Below are 23376 nucleotides of genomic sequence, written 5' to 3' on the forward strand. Positions count from 1 at the left end.
GGAGGGTTCCTAGCGGAGTCGGGGCGGGTGCGGGGGCGCGCTCAGCGGGGGGCGAACCGCTGGCCCGCGTCGAGCCGCAGGCACTGCCCGTTGAGCATGGGGTTGTCGATGATGGCGAGGGCCAGCTTGGCGTACTCCTCCGGCCTGCCCATACGCTTGGGGAAGGCGGCGTCCGCGACCAGCGCGCCGACCTGGTCGTCCTTCAGCCCGGCGGTGGCTCCGGTGGCGAACAGGCTCGGCGCGATGGCGAGCACCCGGATGCCGAGCGAGCCCAGATCCCGGGCCATGGTGAGCGCCATGCCCGCGATCCCCGCCTTGGCGGCGGTGTAGGCGACCTGGCCGATCTGGCCTTCGAAGGCCGCGATGGAGGAGGTGTTCACGATGACGCCGCGTTCGCCGTCCTCGGGTTCGTTACCCGCCATGTGGGCGGCGGCGAGCCTGCCGAGGTTGAAGGTCGCGATCAGGTTGAGGTCGATGACGCGGCGGAAGTTGTCCAGGTCGTGCGGGCCGCCGCGGCCGAGGGTCCGCTCCACCCGGCCGCCGCCCGCGGTGGTGACGATGATGTGCAGCCCGCCCAGCTCGGCGACGGCCGCGGCCAGGGTCTGCTCGGTGCCGTCGAAGTCGGTGATGTCGGCGGGGTGGAAGGCCGCGCCGATCGTCTCGGCGATCGCCTTCCCGTCACTGGACTCCCGATCGAGGATGGCGACCTGGGCGCCACCGGCGGCCAGCGCTTCGGCAGTGGCCCTTCCCATTCCGGAGGCGCCTCCGACGACGACGGCTTTCTTTCCGGTGAGCTGCATGCGGACTCCTGGGATCGAGTGGAATACTTATAGTACTATCTTAACTATGTGATGGGCGCTACCCCGCGGCTGCTTCGGCCCCGGGGCGGGCCCGGGCGTGCAGTCCATTCGAACGGAGGAACAGTGATTCTCAAGGTCGGTCAGTCGTTGGCCAGTTCCGTCGACGCCACCACCGTGATCGTGGTGCGCGCGCCCACCGCGGATGTCGCGTTGACCTGCGGCGGGGCCGAGATGGTTGTGGGCAGGAAGGGTACGGGCGACGGCTCCGGGATCGGGCCCGAGCATGTCGGCGGGGCGCAGCTGGGCAAGCGCTACGCCGACGAGGGGGCCGGCCTGGAGCTGCTCTGCACGAAGCCCGGGACCGGCAGGCTCGAGCTCGACGGCCGCGCGCTGCCGCTCAAGGCCGCCAAGCAGTTGCCGTCCTCGGACTGATTCCGCCCCCGTCGGAGTCTCGCCCCCGCTGCGGTCTTACATATTGCACTAGGTTCACTTACTCTGACGAAGAACCGAACTTATCGACCACGGAGGCACTCCTTGAGCACATCGGAGAAGACGGACACCGGACCCGAGGTCTACACGTTCCGCGAGGAGGACATCCAGCGGGCGAAGGACCTGGTCGGCGTCTTCCAGGCGGTGACCCAGCGTGAGCAGTACACCCGCGCCACCCCGGACGTCATGCGCAACTTCGCGCGCAGCTACGGTGACGACAATCCGCTGTTCGTGGACGAGGAGTACGGCCAGGACACCCGGTGGGGCGGGCAGATCGCGCCGCCGATGATCAATATCGCGCTCACCAAGGGGTTGCTCGCCGATCCGGTGCCGAAGGAGCAGCGCCGCCCGTCCTTCCGCGGCATCCACGTGTTCGTCTCCGGGACGACCACCGACTGGTACCGGCCGGTCTACGACGGTGACACGCTGCACTCCTTCCAGGGCTTCGAGAGCGTCGAGCTCAAGGAGTCGGAGTTCGCCGGCCGGTCGCTGATCGTCACGCGCATCCACGTGCAGTTCAACCAGCGCGCGGAGGTCGTGCAGACCCAGCGGGTGATCACCATCCACACCGAGCGGCACGAATCGAAGAAGCGCAAGAAGTACAACGCCATCGAGCCCGCGTCCTACACCCCGGAAGACATCGCGAAGATCGACGAGATCTATGCCGCCGAGTCGCCGCGCGGTGCGAACACCCGCTACTTCGAGGACGTCGCCGTCGGCGATTCCGTCGGGGTGATGGCGAAGGGGCCGCTGACCACCACCGACATGGTCGTCTTCCACTCCGGCGGCTACGGTTTCGCGCCGTACGCCCCCACCGCGAGCCGGCTGGCCTACAAGAACCGCAAGCGCATCGCGCCGTTCTACATCCCCAACGGCCAGGGCGTTCCCGACGTCGCGCAGCGCATCCACTGGGACAGTGAGTACGCCCGCTCGATCGGCGTGCCCGCCGCCTACGACTACGGCATGATGCGCGACTGCTGGCTGACCCACTACCTCACCGACTGGATCGGGGACGAGGGCTGGCTCGAGTCGATGTCGAGCCAGATGCGCAAGTTCAACTACCAGGGCGACACCCACACCATCACCGGCGAGGTCGTCGGCAAGCGGGTCGAGGGCGACCGCAACCTCATCGACATCGAGCTGCGCGGTACCAGCCAGCGCGGTGAGGTCACCTGCCCGGCCACCGCGACCGTCGTGCTGCCGAGCCGGGAGACCGGTCTCGCCATCCTGCCGACGGCCCCGGTCGAGCTGGAGCGAGTCGCGGCGCAGATGCTCGCGCGCCACGGCCGGCTGCGTGCCGAGCAGCGGCGCGCCGCGCGGGCATGACCATGGGCGAGCCGGCCACCGTCGCCGCCGGCGACCCGTATCTTTCAGGAGGAATTGTGGATCTGAGCGGTTTGACGACGGTGATCGCGGAGTTGAAGGACCACGTCCTGACGATCACCCTCGATCGCCCCGACCGGCTGAACTCGTTCACCAACACCATGCGCCGGGAGTTCTTCGACCTCTGGGCCTACGCCAGGGAAGAAGCCGACGTCCACGTGATCGTGCTGCGGGCGAACGGCGAGCGCGCCTTCTCCACCGGCGCCGACGTCAAGGAGGGCACCTTCCTCTCCGAGAACGTCTTCAGCCGCCGCGATCCCGGCATCGACCTCTCGCCCAAGCACAACGGCTGCTGGAAGCCGCTGATCTGCGCGGTGCACGGAATGGCCGCGGGCGGCGCGCTCTACTGGCTCAACGAGGCCGACATCATCATCGCCAGCGAGGACGCGCAGTTCTTCGATCCGCACGTCTCCTACGGCATGGTCGCCGCCCTCGAACCGATCGGGCTCGCGCACCGGATCCCGATCGGCGAGGTGCTGCGCATGGTGCTGCTCGGGCTGGACGAGCGGATGTCGGCCAAGCGCGCGCTGGAGATCGGTTTCATCAGCGAGATCGTGACCCGCGCGGAGCTGTGGCCGCGTGCCCAGGAACTCGCCGAGCGGATCGCGGCCAAGCCCGCGGCCGCCATCCAGGGCAGCGTGCGGGCGATCTGGGAGTCCAAGAACACCGGCCGCACCGCCGCGCTCGCCACCGGCATGTACTACACCGACATCGGTAACCCCCTCGGCCGGGCCGAGGTGGTCCGCTCGGAGGTCGCGACCCGCGAGTACCAGGTGCGCTGACATGGATTTCGGGATGACCCCGGAGCTGGAGAAGTTCCGTGCCGAGGTCCGCGACTTCATCGCCGCGAACAAGCCCGCCGTCGAGGTGAAGGCGGGAGTCCGCAGCGCGGAGAGCGCCGAAGAGCTGGCGCTGCTGAAGGAGTGGACCGGGAAGCTGTTCGCCGCGGGCTATATCGGCGGTGACTGGCCCGAAGAGTTCGGCGGCAGGGGGGCCGCGCACTCCTCCGAGCGCGACGTGGTCGTCGGCGAGGAGATCGCGCGCGGCCGTGCGCCTGCCCCCGTGCAGGGCGCCGCGCAGCTGGTGGCGCACGCGCTCATCGACTTCGGTACCGACGAGCAGCGGCGGGCGTACCTGCCCGGAATCCGCTCGGGCCGGTTGATCTTCTGCCAGCTGTTCAGCGAGCCCGGATCGGGCAGCGACCTCGCCTCCCTGCGGACCAGGGCGGTGCCCGGCGAGGACGGTGGCTACCGGGTCACCGGTCAGAAGGTGTGGACGACCAACGGGCACTGGGCCGATTACGGTTACCTGCTCGCGCGCACCGATCCGGAGGCGCCGAAACACAAAGGCATCAGCGCGTTCATCGTCGATATGCGGCTGCCGGGCGTCGAGGTGCGGCCGCTGCGGGAGATGACGGGGACCTCCGATTTCAACGAGGTCTTCCTCGACGGTGTCGAGCTCCCGGCGGACGCGTTGATCGGGGAACCGAACCGCGGCTGGACGATCGCCAATTCCAGTCTGTCGCACGAGCGCAGCGGCGTGGCCACGAGCGCGGTGCGGTTGCAGCAGAACGTGGAGGCGCTGAAGGACCTCGCGAAGAACGTCACCAGGAACGGCAGGCCCGCGATCGAGGACGGCGCGGTCCAGGACCGGATCGGTGAGCTGGCCGCGTCCGTGGCGGCGCTCTCGGCGCTGGTCTACGCGAACATCAGCCGGTGGTCGCGCAAGACCGAACGGCCCTACGACGCGCCGATGGCGAAGCTGATGTTCAGCGAGCTCGGCGTCGACATCGCCCGCTTCGCCCTCGAACTCGCCGGCGAGGCGGGGATTCTCGTCGAGGGTGATCCGAAGGCCGTCGACCGGGGCCGATGGCAGGACGAGTTCCTGTACGCGCGCGGTTTCACGATCGCGGGCGGCAGTTCGGAAATCATGCGCAACATCATCGCCGAGCGGGGGCTCGGGATGCCTCGGTAGGGGTTTTCCCGATTGACCTAGTTAACTATGTGATCTATCTTTGGGCCACATGGTTCTCTCGGCTTAGCGCGGGAAACCGCAGGACAACGGGACCGCTGCGGAACGAACTCCAGTTCTTCCCGTCGGCAGAAGTAGGAGCATCGAGTGACGGGTATCAGGGAAGCGCTGGGGTTGCTGTGGTCGGCATCCGACGACGCGAAACTGGTTCAGCAGGATGCGGCGTGGCATACCTGGAGCGGGGTGCGCGCGCTGGTCGAGAAGGTCGATATCGAACTCGGCCGGGTCGGCTGCGGCGAGGGCTCGCGGGTCGGGGTGGTGCTCGGTAATCGGATGGAATCCGTTGCCGCGCTGATCGCTGTGCTCGGCAAGGGCCGCACCATCATCACACTCAATCCGATGCAGCCGCTGCCGCGGGTCACCGCGGACGCGGTCGCCGCGCTTCCGCAGGTGGTGCTCGCCCCGCAGAGCCTCTGGGACGAGGAGGAATTCGCGTCGGCGCTGGCCTCGGCGGGCGTTCTCGGCTTCGCCGTCGACGGCGTCGAGGTGGTGCAGCGCACCGGGGGGCCCGAGGTCGAGCTCGGTGCCGCTGAGCACGATCGGGAGCCGGTCGCGGTCGAGATGTTCACCTCGGGCACCACCGGCCCGCCCAAGCGCATCAAGCTGACCTGGCGGCAGCTGGAGGCGGCGCTCGCGGCGGTGCACGGCCACACCGGCAAAGGGCTGGAGCGGCGGGAGCCGCTGACCGGCAGGGTCGCGCTCGTGTCGCTTCCGATCGTGCACATCGGCGGGCTGTGGGGCGTGATCCAGGCCCTCGCCGAGGCCCGCCCGATCGTCATGCTGCCGCGCTTCACCGTCGAGGGGTGGGTGACGGCCGTGTCGGAACACCGGCTCGGCCTCGCCGGCTTGCCGCCCGCCGCCATGCGGTCGGTCCTCGACGCAGGGGTGCCCGCGGAGAAGCTGGCCAGTCTGCGCGCCATCACCACGGGCACCACCTTCGTCAGCCCGGACCTGGCGGACGAGTTCAGTTCCCGCTACGACGTGCCGGTGCTGATCATGTACGGCGCGACGGAGTTCGGCGGCGCCATCGCCGGCTGGACGAAACCACTGCACCGGGAGTGGTGGAAGCGCAAGCGCGGCAGCGTCGGCCGGCCGTTCCCCGGCGTGCGGATGCGCACCGTCGACGAGCACGGGACAGTGCTGCCGGTCGGCACCACCGGCAGGCTCGAGGTGTGCTCGAGCCAGACCGGCACCGGCACCGACCAGTGGGTCCGTACCAGCGATCTCGCCCACCTGGACGACGACGGGTTCCTCTACATCGACGGCCGCGCCGACGACGCGATCGTCCGCGGCGGTTTCAAGGTGCAGCCGGAGACGGTGTGCGATGCCCTGCGCGCGCACGATTCGGTGCTCGACGCCTCGGTCTTCGGCCGGGCCGACGAGCGGCTCGGCCAGGTGCCGATCGCGGTGATCGAGCTGGTCGAGGGTGCGGCTCCGGTGGACGAGGCCGAACTCAAGGAGTTCGTGCGCAAGCAGCTGACGGCCTACGAGGTCCCGGTCGCGGTGTACGTGGTGGACGAGCTACCGCGCAGCGTTTCGCTCAAGGTCGATCGACGGCGGCTACTCGAGCTGGTCGCCGAAGTCGAGGCCGAAGCCGAATCGGCGTAGCGGCGGTGCCGGGCCTGCGCGCGCAGGCCCGGCACCGCGCTAGCCGCCCGAGAGATGCCCGGGCCGCATCTCGACCAGCCGATTCGCGCGCGCCAGCACGTATTCCATCAGGGTGAGCAGGACGTTCTTGACCGACTCCCGATGCCGTGCGTCGCACAAGGCGATGGGGGTGTCGGGGCCGAGGTCGAGCGCGGCCCTGACCTCCTCCACGGAGTACCTTGCCGCGGCGTCGAAGCAGTTCACCGCGAGCGCGAACGGGATGCGCCTGCTCTCGAAGTAGTCCACCGCCGCGAACGAGTCGCCGAGCCGCCGGGTGTCGACCAGCACGACCGCGCCGAGCGAGCCGCGCGAGAGTTCGTCCCAGAGGAACCAGAAGCGGTCCTGCCCCGGCGTGCCGAACAGATACAGCACGCACTGCGGCGTGAGCGTGATGCGGCCGAAGTCGAACGCGACCGTCGTCGTGGTCTTCGACTCCACGCCCGAGAGGTCGTCCACCCCGATGCTGAGTTCGCTGATGACCTCCTCGGTGCGCAGCGGAACGACCTCGCTGATCGTGGAGACGAGCGTGGTCTTGCCGACGCCGAAACCGCCCGCGATCAGAATTTTCACCGCGGTGATCGACACCGGATCCCGGTCGCGGAGCTCAGAGTGCGCGAATACCATCCAGTACCGTCCGAAGTAGATTGATGTCCGCTGAATCGGCGTTCATGGGCTGTGGCGAGCGGTAGGCCACGTACCCGTCGTTGATCAGATCGCCGATCAGCACCTTGGTGACCGCGAGCGGCCTGCGGATCGCGGCCGAGATCTCGGCGACCGATTTCGGGACACCGCACAGCCGCAGGATCTCCCGGTACTCGGGCTCGGCCCTGGTCATGCCGATGCCGGTCGACATCGTGATCACCAGCGTGATCATGTCCAGCTCGTGGCTGTTGCTCCTGGTGCGTCCCCGCGTCACCGCGTACGCGGGCACCAGTGGGCCCGCGTCGTCGTCGAACCAGGGTGTGTCCTGCGCGGTCATGGCAATCGATATCCCATGTCGTTGCCCGGATGCGGCCGGGTGCCGGTCGAGAGGAAGGATCCGACACTGGTGACGGTCTGGTTCATCTCGTAGGCGACCATGCCCATGTTCGTGGTGTCGTCGGCCAGCACCGCCAGGCAGGCGTTGTCGCCCGCGGAGGTCACGAACAGCATCGCGCGGTCCAGTTCGATGACCGACTGGCGGACCCCGCCGACGCCGAAGTGCCCGCCCGCGCTGCGGGCGAGCCCCTGCAGCGCCGAGGCCATGGCGCAGAACTGCTCGGCGCTGTCGCGGGTCAGGGAGCTGGATTTACTGATCAGCATGCCATCCGTCGAGAGGACCACCGCGCTCTCGATACCGGGTAAGCGGTTCAGTAGATCGTCGAGGAGCCAGTCGAGATTCCTGGTGGTGCCGGAAGAGGTCGTCACTGGTGTTCCCTGTTCAGTAGTCGGTGCCGGTGGAGTTCGGGTACCGCGGCGGATTCACGCGACCCTGGCGGGTCCCGTTCTCGATCGCGGTGTAGAGGGCCTTGGCTTCGTGCGCCGAGCGCTGGGCGGGCGGTTCCGAGTGCGGTGCCTGTTCCGGGGGCTGGGTGTGCGCGAGTTGCGGTGCCAGGCTCTCCTGGCGGCGCCGGCGCGGCAGGTCGGGGCGGGGGTCGTGCGGGGGCGGAGCCTGGTCGGCGTACCGGTCCGCGACGGGCCCGTCGAGCCGATGTCCCGGCTGTTCCGCACCGACGGCATGCCCGCCCTGCCAGGAGTGCGCACCGCCGCCGGCGGTGTGGTATCCGCCGGGGTCGGCCATCGCCGACGGCGCCCGATCGACAGGCGCGGGCGCGCGGTCGGCGCCCGCGGGCAGCTCGCGCCCGGGGTCGTCGTCGGCGGAGAGCAGCGCGGCCGGGACGAGCACCACGGCCTTGACGCCGCCGTACTCGGACTCGGCCAGCCGGACCGACACATCGATGCGCGCCGCGAGCCGGGCGACGACGAACATGCCGAGCCGGTTGTCCCTTGTCAGCGCCGCGAGCGCGAAATCCGGTGGCGAGGAGAGCATCTCGTTGAGCTCGGCCATGCGATCCGCGGGAATCCCGAGGCCCTGATCGACTATCTCGACCACCACGCCCCGGCCGACGGCATTGCCGGAGACCTCCACGCGCGAGTCCGGTGGCGAGAACGACGTCGCATTGTCGACCAGCTCGGCCAGCAGATGCATGAGGTCGGCGATCGCGCTGCCGATCACTCTGACGTCGGGCAGCCGCACCACCCGGACGCGCATGTAGTCCTGCGCCTCGGCCACCGCGCCACGGACCAGGTCCTCCAGCCGGACCGGATTGCGCCACTGCCGCCGCGGCTGCTCGCCGCCGAGGATGATCAGGTTCTCCGCGTTGCGGCGCTCCCGGGTCGCCAGGTGATGCAGCCGGAAGAGCAGGTCGAGTACCTTCGGATCCTCCTGCTCGTACTCCGCCTCGTCGAGGAGCTTGAGGTGCCGGTGCAGCACGACCTGGCTGCGGTAGGCGATGTTCAGGAAGACGGTGTTCACGCCTGTCCTGGTCTGCGCCTCGGCCTCGGCGGCCCGCACCGCGGTCAGCTGGGCGCGGTTGAAGGCATCGGCCACCTCGCCGATCTCGTCCGAGCCGAATTCGAGACGCTGCAGCGATGATTCGACGTCCACCTGCTCGCCGCGGCGCAGCTTGCCGACGATGTCGGGGAGCTGGTCGTCGGTCAGGGTGATCGTCTCGTCGCGCAGCCGGTGCAGGCGCCGGATCATCCGGCTCGACAGCTGCAACGCGGTCACCAGGGCGACGATGCTGACCGCGAGGATCGTGAGCCCGGCGACCAGTGAGCGATTCGCCCTGTTGTCGCCGGTGGCGTGGGTGAGCACGGTGGTGCGATCGATCTGCGCGTTCCAGACGCGCAGCAGGCCATCGGTCACCGCGACCACCGCCGCCTGCCACTCCGCGATGGGGATCGGCGGCGGCTCGCTCGTCTCGGCCGCGCCGCTGCGGGTTCCGGTTCGCGCGGCGGCGGTGTCCGGGCTCGTGCCCTGCAGCAGCACGCGCTCCGCCTCCTGCAGCCGCTGCCACTCGGCGGACGCGGTCAGCTCCTGCCAGCTTGCCTGCGCCTCCGGAGCGAGGGCGGCCTCGACCATCATCATCTGGTTGCGGAAGAACCCGATCTGCTGCACGACTTCCGCGCGCTCCTCGGGTGCCGAGCCGCCCGCGGTCGCGCCCGCGATCGCCAGGTCGTGGGCGCGGGTGAAGGCGTCGGTGGCGGCGATCAGGTCGACGACCGTGGCGAGGCCGAGCGCGATCTCGGTATCCGGCGCGCTGTGCGCGTAGGCCGACATGGCGCCGCGGGAGACCGCCATCAGCTGGTTGTAGAAGGCGTAGGCATCCAGGGGTGCGACGGCGTTCGTGTCGACCCGGGCCCGCATGGACAGCAGTTCGCGCCCCAGCTGCTCGAAGACCTTCTGCGCGCCGGCGGCGGAGCCGGGCTTGGCGGCCTCGTAGGCGGCGGTCGCCTCGATGCTGTGGCGCATCGTGGTGTCCAGCCCGGCTCGCGCGCTCTGCAGTTCGTCGGCGACCTCGCGGTCTCCGGCGATCCGGAGCAGCGTCACGCGCCGCTCGGTCTGCACCGTGCGGGCGAAGTCGACCGCTGGGGCGGCCTGGTCCTCCTGTTCGGCGGCCCAGTTCTCCAGCTGCTGACCATCCAGCACGAGGTATGCGGCCCCGCCGCCGCCGATGAGCAGGAGCGCGAGGCTGGGAATCAGCGCGATGGCCGACAGGCGCGCGCGGAGCGTGCGGAATGCCTTGAACACCCGATCCAACCTAGCCGGTGGTTCGTTCAGGGGATAGCTGTTTCGGACAATTGATTCTACTGATTTGCGATGCGTACCTGCTACCAACGGTGCGGCGACCACCGGCGTCCATATGGCCGTCTATGGTGGGATGACAGCGATTTTCGCGTTGCCGGACCCGCAACGGCCCGCCACTCCGCGCGGGGGACGCGATGCCCGATGCGGGGAAATAGGTCGTCTCTTTCGGCATACCGGCCGGAAGGATTCCGGCCGGGTCGCCTGCGCGGCAGCGGGAGGTCCGGGGTGGTTCCGCGGCGGCACGCACCGATACCGGCGGCGGCGAAAGCGGGGTGCGGGTGGCGTGCGCCTGCCGCGGTCAGCGCTCCGCGCGCAGCGCGCGGACCAGGGCGGGGACCTCGGCGAGCGCCCGCAGCGCGTCGTTGAGGTGGGTGCACCCCGCGGTGCCCGCGAGTTCGTGCTGCACGACGCTGCGCAGGTCGGCGAGTGGAGTGCCGATCACCGTGCCGACATTCAGCGCGGCGAGCGGGCACTCGGCGTACGGAAGTACCCGCGGATCGGCGTCGACGCCGAGCAGCCGTCCGGTGGCCGGGTCGGCGGTGGCGCGCACCCGGTACTCGTGCACGGCGACCCGTCCGCCCGCGGGCGTGGTCGAGCTGTCCTGGAACATCGAGTCGATGACGATCACATCGTCCAGGTGCACGTCGATGCGGCGTGCCCGGCGCATCGAGACCTCGGTGATCTCTTCCAGCGCGTGCCAGCCCGCGGGGTCGTCCGCCCGCGGCAGTGGCCCGACCGGCCGGACCCGATGGTCCCACTTCGCCGACCCGTCGGGCCGCAGCGCGGACGATCCCGCCTGCAGCCCCACGCAGACCCCGGTCACGTCGCGGGCGGGCCGGGTGGCGAGCGCCTGGACGAACACGTCGTGGTCGATCCAGCGGGAGTAGGCGAAGCCCGCGATCAGCGACGAGCCCGAGATGTCGTCGAGCAACAGGTAGAGCGGCGTGCCCGCGGCGGCTTCGTCGGCCATCGTCTCGGCCAGCACGCCCCGGGAGTTGCTGCCGCCGCGCAGCCCGGCCAATGCGGCGACGCGCGGATGCGCGGGCGTGGTCTCGATCTCCTCGATGGTGCGCGTCGCGGGGTCGACGCCGACCCGCATGGCGTCCTCGCGCAGCGGTACCGGGGCAGTTCCGTCGCCCGGGGTCAGCAGATCGCGGGCGCGCCCGGTGAGCCGGAGCTGGGTGCCCTGCCCGCCGGGCCAGCGCATGTCCACGGTCGAGGTGCGCCGGACCGAGCCGGGGCGGCGGGGCGGGGTCGGTCCGGCGGGCCCCCGCGCGACGAGGCCGATCGGAATCTCCACTGCCATTCGATTACCTCCTGCTGCACGGACGATTCGACAGCGGTCACGCTCGCAGCCGGAGCAGCCCCTCCTGGGTTGTGCTCGCGACCAGCACGCCGTCCCGGTCGTAGAGGTGGCCCCTGGCCAGGCCGCGCCCGCCCCCGGTCCACACCCCCTCCTGCTCGTAGAGGTGCCACTCGTCGGAACGGAATTCCTGGTGCAGCCAGATCGCGTGATCGAGGCTCGCGTGCTGCAGTCGCGGATCATCGACGGTGATGCCGTGCGGCGACAGGGTCGACGACAGCAGGAACATGTCCGAGACGTAGGCGAAGCCGGCGGCCTGCGTCAGGGGATCGTCGGGGAGCCGGTCGAGGGTGCGCACCCAGGCGCGCTGCCGCGGCGGCCGGGATTCTCCGCGCGCGATGGCGACCCGCGGGTACTCCTCGGGAAATCGGAAATCGATCGCGATATTGGCGCGCATCAGCGGCAGCCAGGCGGTGTGGTCGACATGATCGGGCGGAATCGAGTCCTCGAAGGCGGGGAGCTCTTCGGGCGGCAGCGCGGTGCTGCGCGTGAGCTGATGGGAGAAGCCCGGCTCCGGCCGGTGGAACGACGCCGTCAGCACGAAGACGGCCACCCCGCGCTGCGTGGCCCGGACCGTTCGGGTGGTGAAACTTCCGCCGTCCCGGACCCGCTCGACGTGGAAGACGACCGGCGCGCGCGGATTTCCGGGGTGGATGAAGTAGCCGTGCAGCGAGTGCGCCCGGCGCTCCGGCGGCACCGTCCGGCCCGCCGCGACCAGGGCCTGGGCGACGGCCTGGCCGCCGAAGATCCGCACCGCTTCGTCGTTGTGGGTCCGGCCGAGGAACAGGTCGGTGTCGATTTCCTCGAGGTCGAGGATGCGCGGAAGCGGCGGATGCGGACCGGGCGCGGGATCGATCGCGCCGAGCTCGAGGCTGCTGGACATCGATCCACTATATAACTAGGTCATAGTTGTGGCGACCGCGGACAATCGGAGCGACCGTCCACTTGTTGTACTATGATAACTATGTGAGCGCTTGCGGCTCGGCGTTCGATCGGCGACGATGCGGCTGAGATGCGGACTTGGGAGTGGCGAATGAATCTGACGATGCTGCTGGACATGGCGATCGATGGTTTCGGTGACCGGGTCGTCATCGGCTCCAGGGAGAACGGCATCACCGCCGCCGGGCTCGGGGCAATGGCCGCCGCGGGAGCGGCGGTGATCCGGGAGTCCGGCGCGGATTCGGTCGTCTATCTGGCCGTCAACGGACCGGCCTTTCCGGTGGCCATGTTCTCGGCCGCGCTGGCCGGGGTGCCGCTGGTTCCGGTGAACTACCGGCTCGGCCACGAGCAGATCCAGGCACTTCTGGCCAACCATCCGCGCGCGCTCGGGATCGCCGACGAGGCGCAGCTGCCGATTCTGCGCGACGCGGGCGTCGCGGCCAGGACTCCGGAGCAGTGGCTGGCCGCGACCGCCGAGCCCGGCGCCGCCGCGCTACCCGCCGAGGACACCGAGGCTCCCGCGGTGGTCATCTACACCAGCGGTACCACGTCGGCACCGAAGGGGGTGCTGCTGCGGCACGAGCACCTGACCTCGTACGTGTTCGGATCGGTCGAGTTCGCCTCGGCCGACGAGACCGACGCCGCGTTGATCAGCGTGCCCCCGTACCACATCGCCGCCGTCGCGAATGCCATCACCAGCCTGTACTCCGGGCGGCGCACCATCGTGCTCGAACGGTTCACCCCCGCGCAGTGGCTCGGGGTCGCCCGTGCGGAGCGGATCACCAACGCGCTCGTGGTGCCGACGATGCTCGCCCGGATCGTCGAGTCCGACGAGGACAAGACGCTGCCGTCGCTGCGCAGCCTGGCCTACGGCGGAGCGCCGATGCCGATCGCCGTGATCGAGAAGGCCCTGCGGATCTGGCCGGAGGTCGGCTTCGTCAACGCCTACGGCCTGACCGAGACCAGCTCGACGGTGGCCGTACTCGGACCGGAGGAGCACCGGGCGGCGCTGACCGGCTCCGATCCCGCCGTGCGCGCCCGGCTCGGGTCGGTCGGGCGAGTCGTGCCCGGCATCGACCTGGAGATCCGGGACGCGGACGGCGCACCCGTCGGCCCCGGGATCCCGGGCCGGATCTGCGTGCGCGGCGAGCAGGTCTCCGCCGAGTACGCCGGTATCGGCCGCGCGGTCGACGAGCGCGGCTTCTTCGACACCCGCGACCACGGGTACCTGGACGCGGAGGGCTACCTGTTCATCGGGGGCCGGGTCGACGACACGATCATCCGCGGGGCGGAGAACATCGCGCCCGCCGAGATCGAGGACGTCATCCTCCGGCATCCCGCGGTGCTCGACGTCGCCGTGGTCGGCGTGCCGGACGAGGTGTGGGGCCAGCGGATCGAGGCCGCCGTCGTGGCGCGCCCCGGCGCCGTGCCCGATGCCGAGGAGCTGCGCGACTACGTACGAAAGGTGCTGCGCGGCAGCAAGACTCCGGAGCGCATCGTGTACTGGGACGAACTCCCGCGGACCGAGACCGGGAAACTGGTGCGCAGGCACGTGCTCGAGCGGATCACCTCGGGCGACGTCGCGGTGTAATTGCGACGGGGGAGCGGGGCCGTGCACTCGCTGCGCGGTCCGGATTCCCGGCGCGGGCGGGAGGCCCCACCTCTGCCTCCCGCCGCGGCCCGCATCCCGCGCTCCGGCGCGGGCGGGCCATCAGGCGAAGAGGTCGACGACGGTCGCGCCACCCGGTCGGCCCCGGAGCAGCCCGCCGCCGGTGACCCGGAGGTGTTCGGCCCAGTGCTCCTGGGCACCGCGGCGGTCACCGGCGGCGATCAGCCCGACGAGTTCGTCCAGCGAGCCGAGGTCGGCGCCGTACCGGTGCGGCCCGGCCCCGTCCGCGGCGGTGTGCGCCCGGTGCGCGGCGATGACGGTGCCGAGCACGGTGGCCTGCACGGCCAGGCTCCGGTTACCGGCCCGTTCGACGACCAGCCGGTGGAACTGCGCGACGAACTCGATGTACTCGGCGCCGGGCGCCGGTGCGGTGGCATCGTGGTCGGCGATCCGGTGCAGCACTTCGACGCACGCGCGCAGATCGCGCAGATCCTTGGCGGTGTGGCGCTCGGCGAGCAGCCCGGCGCAGATCGGCTCGATGAGCATTCTCGCCTCCTGGATGTCGGCGAGGGTGGTGCCCTGCATCTGCAGGATCATGCCGATGTAGCGCGCCGCGACCGCGATATCGGGCCCGGTCACCTGCGCCCCGCCGCGCGTGCCGCGGCGGCTGCTGAGCAGCGACTCGGCCTCCAGGATGCGGATCGCCTCGCGCAGCGTCGGCCGGGAGATGCCGAACTGCGTCATCAGCTCGGCCTCGGTGGGCAGCACGTCGCCGGTCAGCAGCTCGCCGCGGACGATATCGCGCCGGAGCCGCATGGCGACCAGCTCCGCGGTCTTGGGCGTGCGCAGCGGCGTTCCTGCGGCGGCGAGCCCGCGGGACACGGCGGCACGGGTGTTCTTCATTGCTTCAGAGTACCCTGTGATTGTTGACCTAGTTAACCTTGTCAGTTATTTTGACCAAGGGTGCGCGGTCCACCCGACGGCCCGGTACCGCAGGTGTGGGAGGTTTCGCATGACAAGCATCGAGGGCGCGCTCGCCCGGCTGTGGGCGGCGGACAGCGACGCCGCCATGGTCAAACAGGGCGATACCTGGTTCACCTGGGGAGAGGTCAGGTCCCTCGCGGAGAGCCTGGACAGCGCGCTGACGGCCGCCGGGTGCGGCAGCGGCAGCAGAATCGGCGTCGTTCTCGACAACCGGGTCGAATCCATCGCCGCGCTGATCGCCGTTCTCGGCAACGGCCGCACCATCATCACGTTCAATCCGATGCAGCCGGTCGCCCGGCTCACCGCGGACCTGCGCGCGGCCGCTCCGCCGGTGGTCCTGGCCTCGGCGTCGATGTGGAGCGACCCGGTGTTCCGGGCCGCGGCCGAGGAGGGGTCGATCGCCGGCTTCGCGGTCGACGGGGATGCGGTGGTGCCGACCACGGCGGGGCCCGCGAGTCCCGCCCCGGACTCGGGCGACCAGGGCCCCGCATCGGTGGCGCTGGAGATCTTCACCTCGGGCACCACCGGCCCGCCCAAGCGTATCCCGCTCACCTACCGCCAGCTGGCGGCCGCGCTCGGCGCGGTGCACGGCCACACCGGGGCGGCGGCGCCGCCGGATCGAGTACCGCTCAGCGGCCGCGTCGCCCTGGTCACGTTGCCGATCGTGCACATCGGCGGGCTGTGGGGCGTGCTGCAGAATCTGGCCGAGGCCAGGCCCTTCGTCCTGCTGCCCCGATTCACCGTCGAGGGCTGGTGCGCGGCGGTCAGGGAGCATCGGCCGTCCGTGGCGGGGCTCCCGCCCGCGGCCATGCGCGCGGTGATCGCCGCCGACATCCCGCCCGCCGACCTGTCCAGCCTGCGTGCCATCACCGCAGGCACGACTTTCGTCCATCCGGACCTCGCGGACGAGTTCACCGCGAAGTACGGCATCCCGGTGCTGATCATGTACGGCGCGACCGAATTCTCCGGCGCCATCGCCGGCTGGACCAAATCCATGCACGAGCAGTGGTGGACCAGGAAGCGGGGGAGCATCGGCCGCCCGATGCCCGGTGTCGAGCTCCGCGCCGTCGGCCCGGACGGCGCCGTGCTCGCGCCCGGGCAGTCCGGCCGCCTCGAGGTGAGCGCCGGGCAGACCGGGAACGGCCGGGATGAGTGGGTCCGCACCTCCGATCTCGGCCGGATCGACGAGGACGGCTTCATCTACATCGAGGGCCGCGCCGACGACGCGATCATCCGCGGCGGGTTCAAGGTGCAACCGGAAACGGTCGCCGAGGCGCTGCGCGGCCACAGCGCGGTGGCCGACGCGACCGTGTACGGCCGGGACGACCAGCGGCTGGGGAAGGTCCCGGTGGCGGTCGTCGAGCTGCGCGACGGCGCGGCCCCGGTTCCCGAGGACGAGCTGAAGGAATTCTGCCGCGCCCAGCTGACCGCCTACGAGATCCCGGTGCGGATCTACACCGTCGCCGAGCTGCCCCGCGGCGTCTCGCTGAAGGTCGACCGGCGCAGGCTGCTCGAACTCGTCGCGGAGCTGGACGAGTCCGCGTCGGTCTCCGCAGTGACGGGAGGGTAGCCCGGTGCGCAGGGAGATCTTCGAGAGCGAGCACGAGCAGTACCGGGCGACCGTGCGGGAATTCCTCGCCCGCTACGCGACTCCGCATCAGGAGCAGTGGGAGGCCGACGGCATCATCGACCGGAAGCTCTACGTCCAGGCCGCCGAGTTCGGGTTGCTCGGCTTCGCGGTGCCCGAGGAGTTCGGCGGCGGCGGGATGGCCGACGACTTCCGCTACAACACGATCGTCAACGAGGAAGTGACACGGGCCTCCTCCGGTGGGCCCGCCTTCCCGCTGCAGAACGATGTGCTCGCGCCCTACCTGCTCGACCTCACCACCGACGAGCAGAAGGCTCGCTGGCTGCCCGCGTTCGCGCGCGGTGAGCTGGTCGCCGCGGTGGCGATGACCGAGCCGGGGGCAGGCAGCGACCTGCAGGGGATCAGGACCACGGCGCACCTCGACGGCGGCGACTGGGTGGTGTCGGGGTCGAAGACCTTCATCTCCTCCGGCATCCACGCCGACCTCGTCATCGTGGTGGCCCGCACCGACCCGGAGGCCGGGGCGAGCGGCGCCTTCACCCTGCTCGGGGTGGAGCGCGACATGCCGGGATTCACCCGTGGCCGCAATCTCGAGAAGCTGGGCATGCACTCCCAGGACACCGCGGAGCTGCACTTCGACCAGGTGCGGGTGCCCGCGGCGAACGTGCTCGGCGAGGTCGGCCGCGGGTTCGTGCACCTGATGCGCAACCTGCCGATGGAGCGGCTCTCGATCGCCGTGACCGCGGTCGCCTCCTGCCGGACGCTGCTGGACTCGACGCTGGAGTACGTGAAGTCGCGGCGGGCCTTCGGGGTGCCGATCGGCTCGCTGCAGGCCAACAAGTTCGAGCTGGCGACGCTGGAGACCGAGGTCGACATCGCCCAGGTGTACGTCGACCGGTGCATCACCGCGCTGAACGCGGGCACCCTCGACGGCACCGACGCGGCCAAGGCCAAGTGGTGGACCACCGAGCTGCAGCAGCGGCTCATCTACACCTGCCAGCAGCTGCACGGCGGGTATGGCTACATGATGGAGTACCCGATCGCCAAGGCGTACGCGGATGCCCGGATCCAGACGATCTACGGCGGGTCCACCCAGATCATGAAGGAAATCATCGGGCGTTCGCTCGGACTGTAGAAAGGAACTCGCTATGGGCGCAGTAATTGTCGAGGCCGTCCGGACCCCGATCGGAAAACGGAACGGTTCGCTCTCCGGCATCCACCCCGCCGATCTGTCGGCGACCGTCCTGAAAGAACTGGTGACCAGGGCGGGCGTCGATCCGGAGGTGATCGACGACGTCGTCTGGGGCTGCGTCGGGCAGGTCGGTGAGCAGACCTTCGACATCGCGCGCACCGCGGCGCTGGCGGCCGGCTGGCCGGAGTCGGTGACCGGGGTGACCGTGGACCGGCAGTGCGGCTCGTCGCAGCAGTCGCTGAACTTCGCGGTGGCCGGGGTGATCGCGGGCCACTACGACGCGGTCGTGGCCGGCGGTGTCGAGTCGATGTCGCGGGTCCCGATGGGCTCGACGGTGGCCGCGAACGGCACCCCGCACAGCCCGTGGTTCCTGGAGCGCTACGGGGTCTCGCCCAACCAGGGCATGGGGGCGGAGATCATGGCCGAGAAGTGGGCGCTGTCGCGCACCGAGCTGGACGCGTTCTCGGCGCGCTCGCACGAGCGCGCCGCGGCCGCGCAGGACGCCGGGCTCTACGACGACCAGATCGTGCCGGTCACCCTGCCCGACGGCACCGTCTTCGCCAAGGACGAGGGCATTCGCCGCGGCACCACCGTCGAGCGGCTGGCCGGGCTGAAGACGGTGTTCAAGGAGGACGGCGTCATCCACGCGGGCAACGCCTCGCAGATCTCCGACGGCGCCGCGGCACTGCTCATCGTCAGCGACGAGTTCGCCGAGCGGCACGGGCTGACGCCGATCGCGCGGCTGCACACCGCCGTGCTGGCAGGCGCGGACCCGGTGATGATGCTCGGGGCCCCCATCCCGGCCACCGAGAAGGCGCTGCGGAAATCGGGGCTCTCGGTCGCGGAGATCGACGTGTTCGAGGTGAACGAGGCCTTCGCGCCGGTGCCGATGGCGTGGCAGAAGGAGATCGGCGCCCCGGACGAGAAGCTCAACCCCAATGGCGGCGCGATCGCGCTCGGCCACCCGCTGGGCGGCTCGGGCGCCCGGATCCTCACCGACCTGATCTTCCACATGCGCCGCAACGACCTGCGCTACGGCCTGCAGACCATGTGCGAGGCGGGCGGGCAGGCCAACGCCTCGATTCTCGAGCTGGTGCGGGGATGACCGCCGCGACCGAGGCCGCCGCGCTGGTCGAGCGGAAGGGCAACGTCCTGCTGGTCACCATCAACCGCCCGGAGGCGCGCAACGCCGTGAACGCCGCGGTGAGCGCCGCTGTCGGCGGCGCGCTGGCCGAGGCGGAGGCCGACCCGGAGATCCGGGTGGTCGTGCTCACCGGCGCGGGCGACAAGTCGTTCTGCGCCGGGGCCGACCTCAAGGCCATCGCGCGCGGTGAGCCGCTGTTCGCGCCGGGGAACGAGCACTGGGGTTTCGCCGGGTTCGTGCGGCACGTGATCAGCAAGCCGACCATCGTCGCGGTCAACGGCACGGCGCTCGGCGGCGGCACGGAACTGGCGCTGGCCGCCGACCTCATCGTGGCCGCCGAGAGCGCGACCTTCGGGGTGCCCGAGGTCAAGCGGGGGCTGCTGGCCGGCGCGGGCGGGGTGTTCCGGCTGCCCGCCCAGATCCCGCAGCGGCTGGCCATGGAGATGATCCTCACCGGCGATCCGATCTCAGCGGCTACCGCCCGCGAGTACGGGTTGATCAACCAGGTCGTGCCGGACGGCACCGTGGTCGAGGCGGCGCTCGCGCTGGCCGAGCGGATCGCGGTCAACGCCCCGCTGTCGGTGCAGGCGAGCAAGCGGATCGCGCTCGGCATCCACAGCGGCGAGCGGCTCGCCGAGAACGACCGGTGGGGCCACTCCGAGTACGAGTGGAACGAGCTGATGACCAGCGAGGACGCCAAGGAGGGGCCGCGGGCCTTCGCCGAGAAGCGGCCGCCGGTCTGGCAGGCGCGGTGACCACCACGCTCGCGGCGCGCTCCGCCTGAGCCGGACAACGACGAAGCCGCCCCCGTCTCCGACGGGGGCGGCTTCGTCGTCTGGGCCGGGCCTCAGGCGGTCGCGCCCTCGGCGGCGCCCAGGTACGCCCGCTCGATCCGCTGCGGATCGGCCGCGAGCTCGGCCGCGGGGCCGTGCAGGACCTGCTGCCCGTGCGCGAGCACCACGGCGGTGTCGGCGGTCGCGAGCGCGAGGCGGACGTGCTGCTCCACCAGGATCACCGCGGTGCCCCGGTCGTCGGCGACCCGGCGGATCACCGGGAGCAGCGCTTCGACGATGACCGGGGCCAGCCCCATGCTCAGCTCGTCGATCAAGAGCACCGTGGGCTTCTGCATCAGCGCGCGCCCGATCGCGAGCATCTGCTGCTCCCCGCCGGAGAGCATGCCCGCGCGGACGCCGAGCCGCTCCCCGAGCCGGGGAAAGTACTCGACGATATCGGCGACGGCGGGCCCGGAGCGCTTGCGGGCCAGCTCCAGATTCTGGGTCACGGTGAGGCCGGTGAACAGCGCCCGGTCGTCCGGCACCAGCACCAGCCCGGCCCGCGACGCCTTGCGCGCGCGGCCGGACCCGATCTCGGCGCCCGCGATCCGGACCGTGCCGCCGAGCCGGGGGAGCAGCCCGGCGAGAGTGTTCAGCACGGTGGTCTTGCCGGCCCCGTTGGGGCCGAGCAGGCAGAGCACCTCCCCGGCGGCGAGGGTCAGGTCGAGGCCGCGGACACAGGGGCGACCGTTCGAATAGCCCGCGTCGAGGCCGGCGCATTCCAGGACGGCGCTCATGCCGGTACCTCCGTGGGAGCGTGGGTGGTGCCCAGGTAGGCCTGCACCACCCGGGGATCGGACCGAATCTGCTCGGGCGTGCCCTCGGCGATGACGCGGCCGAGGTCGAGCACGATGATCCGGTCGCAGATGTCGAGGACGAGCTCCATGTCGTGGTCGACCATGAGCACGGTCACCCCGGCGTCCCGGACCGCGAGCAGCCGCTCGCCGAGCCAGCGGCTCTCGGTGCTGTCCAGCCCCGCGGCCGGTTCGTCGAGCAGCACGATGTGCGGCCTGCCCGCCAGTGCCCGCGCCACCGAGACCAGCTGGCGCCTGCCCTGCGACAACTCGCTGACCGACCGGTCGGCCACCTCGTCGAGGTGCAGCACCCGGAACAGCGCATCGATATCGGGGGGCGCGGCCCCCTTGCTGCGCTCGGCGGCGGCCACCGTGCCGACGGCGACATTCTCCCGCACCGTGAGGTCGTCGTAGAGCTCGATGCCCTGGAAGGTCCGGCCGAGCCCGAGCCGGCTGCGGCGGTGCGGTTCCAGCCCGTCCACGCTGCGCTCGCCGAGGGCGACCGTGCCGGAGGCGGAGGCGAAACCGCTGAGCACGTCGATGCAGGTGGTCTTGCCCGCGCCGTTGGGGCCGATCAGCCCGACGATCTCGCCGCTGCGGACCGTGAAGCTCACGTCCTCGAGCGCGATCACACCGCCGTAGGAGACGCCGATGCCGGTGGCCGAGAGCAGCACCTCGCCGGAGACCTCCCTGACCCGCCGCCGCGGCGGCTCCGGGGCCGGGGCCGCCGCTTCGGTCTCGGCCTGCGGTGGCCGCCGCAGCAGGCCGCGGCCGTACGCGGTGATCCGGTGCAGCTGCCCGGCCAGGCCCTCGGGGTAGCGCAGGACCGTCACCACCAGCAGCACGCCGGAGATGATCGCGTAGTAGTCGCCCAGGTGCAGCACCCGGTCCATGAATATGAACAGGATGCCACCCGCGCCGAGGACCCCGGCGAGGACACCGCCGGAGACCGAGGTGATTCCGGCGATGTAGATGATCGCGAACAAGCCGACGCCCGCGAGCACCGCGAACGATTCGGCGGTGGCGACCGTCTGCTGATACCCCATCAGGGCGCCGCCGAGGCCTGCGATGAACGCGCTGATGGCGAAGGCCTTGATCTTCGTGCGGGACACGTCGATTCCGGCGGCCGCGGCCGACCGCTCGTTGGCCCGGACCGCGAGCATCGAGGCGCCGAGCCTGCTGGTCCGCAGCCGAGCCACGCCGAGCGCCACCACGACCAGCACCGTCAGGCACACGATGCCGAAGGCGATCCGGGGATACCCCTCGCCCGATCCGATGCCGAGATCGAGGCCGAACAGCGTCGGATTCTCGATGCGCGCCCCTTCCAGGCCGCCGTTCAGGTTGCTGTTGCGGAACCAGAAGGCGTCGAGGAAGACCGCGAGGGCGAGGGTCACGACGGTGACCGGCAGCCCCCTGATCCGCAGCGCGGGCAACCCGACGACGACGCCGATCACCGTGGCGGCCACTGCGGCCAGCAGTGGTGCGATCGGGAACGGCACGCCCAGATCCGTGGTCAGCCTGCTGAGTGTGAACGCGCCGATCCCGGCGAGGGTCAGCTGGGCCAGCGAGATCTGGCCGGCGAAGCCGGTGACGACCACCTGGGAGAGCGCGACGATCGCCACGATCAGGGTCGTGATGATCGCGGCCCGGTAGCTGCCGGAGGTGGCCGCGAGCGCGGCGACCGCCACCACGACCGAGACGACGGTGGGAACCACCAGCCCGTGCGGCCGCGGTGCCCGGCCGAGCGTCTGCACGATGACGGCGCCCCTGGTGGGCAGCGGGCGGCCGCGCACGACCAGGAAGAGGAGGATCAGCACCAGCGGAACCAGCTCGGCCATCCCGGATTTCGGGAACCAGTCGACCGTGTTCTGCAGGTGCGTGGTCTCCGACTGCAGCATGCCGATGCCGAGCCCGGCCACCACCGTGAGCGACAGCGAGGTGAAGTTGCCGACCAGTGCGGCGGCGAGCGCGGGAACGATGAACAGGGTGTAGGAGACCGGCACCAGCGGCACGATGGGCGCGATCAGAATGCCGCTCAGCCCCGCCACCATGGTGCTCAGCGCCCAGTTGCCGAAGGCGATGCGTTCCGGCGAGAGCCCGGTGACCAGCGCGCCCTTCTCCGACTCGGCGGCGGCACGGGTGGCGAGGCCGAAGCGGGTCCAGCGGTAGGCCAGGGTGAGCACCACCGCGAGGGCCACGATCACCCCCGCGAACCACAGCCGGTCGACGGGGATCCGGGAGCCCCCGAGCGAGATCACCCCGGAAGGCAGGATGTCCTTCACCGAGACCGGGGTGGTGCCGACCCGCACGGCGAGCAGCGCCTGTACGAAGAGCATCACGCCGATGGAGGCCACCGCCTTCGCGACCGGCGGCGCGGTGCGCAGCGGCCGGAAGACGACGGCGTAGATCAGCGCGCCGAGCGCGGCCGCGATGGCGAGCGATATCGCCATCGCGGGCCACAGGCCGAGGCGCTCTCCGAGGTCGACGGTCTTGGCCATCCCGGGAATCGGGTTGAGCAGTTCCCCCTTCCGCAGCAGTCCGTAGGTGTAGGCCACGTACAGCGCAATCGCTCCGGTGCTGAAGTTCACCACACCCGAACTGCGGAAGGTCATCACCAGGGCGAGCCCCAGCGCCGCGTATACGGCCCCGCTGCCGAGCCCTAGAGTAAGGAAGACCAGATGATCCATCACGGAAAGCTCCTCGCCTGCATCAATGTCTCGCGAACCGGAG

20 protein-coding genes are annotated in these 23376 nt (G+C 70.7%); 10 read left to right on the forward strand and 10 right to left on the reverse strand.

The features are described from left to right. Positions 1-41: 41 nt before the first annotated feature. Positions 42-800, reverse strand: coding sequence for an SDR family NAD(P)-dependent oxidoreductase (locus tag NH2_RS08270; RefSeq protein WP_067650706.1), 759 nt, complete (start codon positions 798-800; stop codon positions 42-44). 147 nt (positions 801-947) lie between these two features. On the opposite strand from NH2_RS08270, the gene NH2_RS08275 reads away from it, so the two are divergent. The 5 genes from NH2_RS08275 (at position 948) to NH2_RS08295 (ending at position 6311) form a co-directional block, all read left to right on the forward strand. Further along, a complete protein-coding gene (locus NH2_RS08275) occupies positions 948-1232 on the forward strand; it encodes a hypothetical protein (RefSeq protein WP_245650475.1) in 285 nt (94 codons plus the stop codon). Between the two features lie 102 nt (positions 1233-1334). After that, a complete protein-coding gene (locus NH2_RS08280) occupies positions 1335-2615 on the forward strand; it encodes an FAS1-like dehydratase domain-containing protein (RefSeq protein ID WP_067650711.1) in 1281 nt (426 codons plus the stop codon). 56 nt (positions 2616-2671) lie between these two features. Next, positions 2672-3454, forward strand: coding sequence for an enoyl-CoA hydratase/isomerase family protein (locus NH2_RS08285; RefSeq protein ID WP_157103656.1), 783 nt, complete (start codon positions 2672-2674; stop codon positions 3452-3454). A gap of 1 nt (position 3455) precedes the next feature. Next, the gene (locus NH2_RS08290) at positions 3456-4646 is read left to right on the forward strand and encodes an acyl-CoA dehydrogenase family protein (RefSeq protein WP_067650715.1); all 1191 of its coding nucleotides are present in this window, start codon (positions 3456-3458) and stop codon (positions 4644-4646) included. Between the two features lie 144 nt (positions 4647-4790). Then, positions 4791-6311: a class I adenylate-forming enzyme family protein gene (locus NH2_RS08295; RefSeq protein ID WP_067650718.1), complete on the forward strand. Its 1521-nt coding sequence runs from the start codon at positions 4791-4793 to the stop codon at positions 6309-6311. A 39-nt stretch (positions 6312-6350) separates the two neighbouring features. On the opposite strand, the gene NH2_RS08300 is transcribed toward NH2_RS08295, so the two are convergent. The 6 genes from NH2_RS08300 to NH2_RS08325 all read right to left on the reverse strand — a co-directional run bounded on the left by NH2_RS08300 (position 6351) and on the right by NH2_RS08325 (position 12446). Continuing rightward, positions 6351-6974 carry a GTP-binding protein gene (locus NH2_RS08300; protein WP_067650721.1) on the reverse strand — a complete coding sequence of 208 codons (624 nt, stop codon included), beginning with the start codon at positions 6972-6974 and terminating at the stop codon, positions 6351-6353. Continuing rightward, positions 6955-7329 (reverse strand): DUF742 domain-containing protein, encoded by a 375-nt coding sequence (locus tag NH2_RS08305; RefSeq protein WP_067650724.1) that lies wholly within the window; start codon positions 7327-7329, stop codon positions 6955-6957. The genes NH2_RS08300 and NH2_RS08305 overlap by 20 nt, the downstream gene beginning before the upstream one ends. Next, positions 7326-7757 carry a roadblock/LC7 domain-containing protein gene (locus tag NH2_RS08310; RefSeq protein WP_067650726.1) on the reverse strand — a complete coding sequence of 144 codons (432 nt, stop codon included), beginning with the start codon at positions 7755-7757 and terminating at the stop codon, positions 7326-7328. The genes NH2_RS08305 and NH2_RS08310 overlap by 4 nt, the downstream gene beginning before the upstream one ends. A 13-nt stretch (positions 7758-7770) precedes the next feature. Then, positions 7771-10143: a sensor histidine kinase gene (locus NH2_RS08315; protein ID WP_067650730.1), complete on the reverse strand. Its 2373-nt coding sequence runs from the start codon at positions 10141-10143 to the stop codon at positions 7771-7773. A gap of 355 nt (positions 10144-10498) precedes the next feature. After that, on the reverse strand, positions 10499-11506 hold the full coding sequence (locus NH2_RS08320; protein WP_067650733.1) for a DUF2889 domain-containing protein: 1008 nt from the start codon (positions 11504-11506) through the stop codon (positions 10499-10501). 37 nt (positions 11507-11543) lie between these two features. Continuing rightward, positions 11544-12446: an acyl-CoA thioesterase gene (locus NH2_RS08325; RefSeq protein ID WP_084505327.1), complete on the reverse strand. Its 903-nt coding sequence runs from the start codon at positions 12444-12446 to the stop codon at positions 11544-11546. A 150-nt stretch (positions 12447-12596) separates the two neighbouring features. Here NH2_RS08325 and NH2_RS08330 point away from each other — a divergent pair, with 150 nt between their 5' ends. Continuing rightward, the gene (locus NH2_RS08330) at positions 12597-14093 is read left to right on the forward strand and encodes a class I adenylate-forming enzyme family protein (RefSeq protein ID WP_067650736.1); all 1497 of its coding nucleotides are present in this window, start codon (positions 12597-12599) and stop codon (positions 14091-14093) included. 120 nt (positions 14094-14213) lie between these two features. Here the strand turns inward: NH2_RS08330 and NH2_RS08335 are convergent, their stop codons facing one another. Further along, complete coding sequence (locus NH2_RS08335; RefSeq protein ID WP_067650740.1) at positions 14214-15014, reverse strand: FadR/GntR family transcriptional regulator; 801 nt, start codon at positions 15012-15014, stop codon at positions 14214-14216. A gap of 109 nt (positions 15015-15123) precedes the next feature. Between NH2_RS08335 and NH2_RS08340 the strand changes: the two genes are divergently transcribed. Genes NH2_RS08340 through NH2_RS08355 form a run of 4 tightly spaced genes read left to right on the forward strand, consistent with a single transcriptional unit; the run spans position 15124 to position 19774 of the window. Further along, positions 15124-16665: a class I adenylate-forming enzyme family protein gene (locus NH2_RS08340; protein ID WP_067650743.1), complete on the forward strand. Its 1542-nt coding sequence runs from the start codon at positions 15124-15126 to the stop codon at positions 16663-16665. 4 nt (positions 16666-16669) lie between these two features. Further along, positions 16670-17818, forward strand: coding sequence for an acyl-CoA dehydrogenase family protein (locus NH2_RS08345; RefSeq protein WP_067650750.1), 1149 nt, complete (start codon positions 16670-16672; stop codon positions 17816-17818). 13 nt (positions 17819-17831) lie between these two features. Then, a complete protein-coding gene (locus tag NH2_RS08350; RefSeq protein WP_067650755.1) occupies positions 17832-18980 on the forward strand; it encodes a thiolase family protein in 1149 nt (382 codons plus the stop codon). Beyond that, positions 18977-19774 carry a crotonase/enoyl-CoA hydratase family protein gene (locus NH2_RS08355; protein WP_067650757.1) on the forward strand — a complete coding sequence of 266 codons (798 nt, stop codon included), beginning with the start codon at positions 18977-18979 and terminating at the stop codon, positions 19772-19774. The genes NH2_RS08350 and NH2_RS08355 overlap by 4 nt, the downstream gene beginning before the upstream one ends. A gap of 92 nt (positions 19775-19866) precedes the next feature. Here the strand turns inward: NH2_RS08355 and NH2_RS08360 are convergent, their stop codons facing one another. Further along, complete coding sequence (locus NH2_RS08360; protein ID WP_067650759.1) at positions 19867-20589, reverse strand: ABC transporter ATP-binding protein; 723 nt, start codon at positions 20587-20589, stop codon at positions 19867-19869. Then, positions 20586-23333, reverse strand: coding sequence for a branched-chain amino acid ABC transporter permease/ATP-binding protein (locus NH2_RS08365; protein ID WP_067650761.1), 2748 nt, complete (start codon positions 23331-23333; stop codon positions 20586-20588). The genes NH2_RS08360 and NH2_RS08365 overlap by 4 nt, the downstream gene beginning before the upstream one ends. Positions 23334-23376: the final 43 nt, after the last annotated feature.

This window comes from Nocardia harenae NBRC 108248 (genome assembly GCF_001612885.1).
GTDB lineage: Bacteria > Actinomycetota > Actinomycetes > Mycobacteriales > Mycobacteriaceae > Nocardia > Nocardia harenae.

Excerpts from the sequence above, each read along its gene's own strand:
- NH2_RS08270 (WP_067650706.1), bottom strand. The coding sequence starts at position 800 with ATGCAGCTCACCGGAAAGAAAGCCGTCGTCGTCGGAGGCGCCTCCGGA.
- NH2_RS08290 (WP_067650715.1), top strand. The coding sequence starts at position 3,456 with ATGGATTTCGGGATGACCCCGGAGCTGGAGAAGTTCCGTGCCGAGGTC.
- NH2_RS08300 (WP_067650721.1), bottom strand. The coding sequence starts at position 6,974 with ATGGTATTCGCGCACTCTGAGCTCCGCGACCGGGATCCGGTGTCGATC.
- NH2_RS08305 (WP_067650724.1), bottom strand. The coding sequence starts at position 7,329 with ATGACCGCGCAGGACACACCCTGGTTCGACGACGACGCGGGCCCACTG.
- NH2_RS08320 (WP_067650733.1), bottom strand. The coding sequence starts at position 11,506 with ATGGCAGTGGAGATTCCGATCGGCCTCGTCGCGCGGGGGCCCGCCGGA.
- NH2_RS08325 (WP_084505327.1), bottom strand. The coding sequence starts at position 12,446 with ATGTCCAGCAGCCTCGAGCTCGGCGCGATCGATCCCGCGCCCGGTCCG.
- NH2_RS08330 (WP_067650736.1), top strand. The coding sequence starts at position 12,597 with ATGAATCTGACGATGCTGCTGGACATGGCGATCGATGGTTTCGGTGAC.
- NH2_RS08335 (WP_067650740.1), bottom strand. The coding sequence starts at position 15,014 with ATGAAGAACACCCGTGCCGCCGTGTCCCGCGGGCTCGCCGCCGCAGGA.
- NH2_RS08340 (WP_067650743.1), top strand. The coding sequence starts at position 15,124 with ATGACAAGCATCGAGGGCGCGCTCGCCCGGCTGTGGGCGGCGGACAGC.
- NH2_RS08350 (WP_067650755.1), top strand. The coding sequence starts at position 17,832 with ATGGGCGCAGTAATTGTCGAGGCCGTCCGGACCCCGATCGGAAAACGG.
- NH2_RS08355 (WP_067650757.1), top strand. The coding sequence starts at position 18,977 with ATGACCGCCGCGACCGAGGCCGCCGCGCTGGTCGAGCGGAAGGGCAAC.
- NH2_RS08360 (WP_067650759.1), bottom strand. The coding sequence starts at position 20,589 with ATGAGCGCCGTCCTGGAATGCGCCGGCCTCGACGCGGGCTATTCGAAC.
- NH2_RS08365 (WP_067650761.1), bottom strand. The coding sequence starts at position 23,333 with ATGGATCATCTGGTCTTCCTTACTCTAGGGCTCGGCAGCGGGGCCGTA.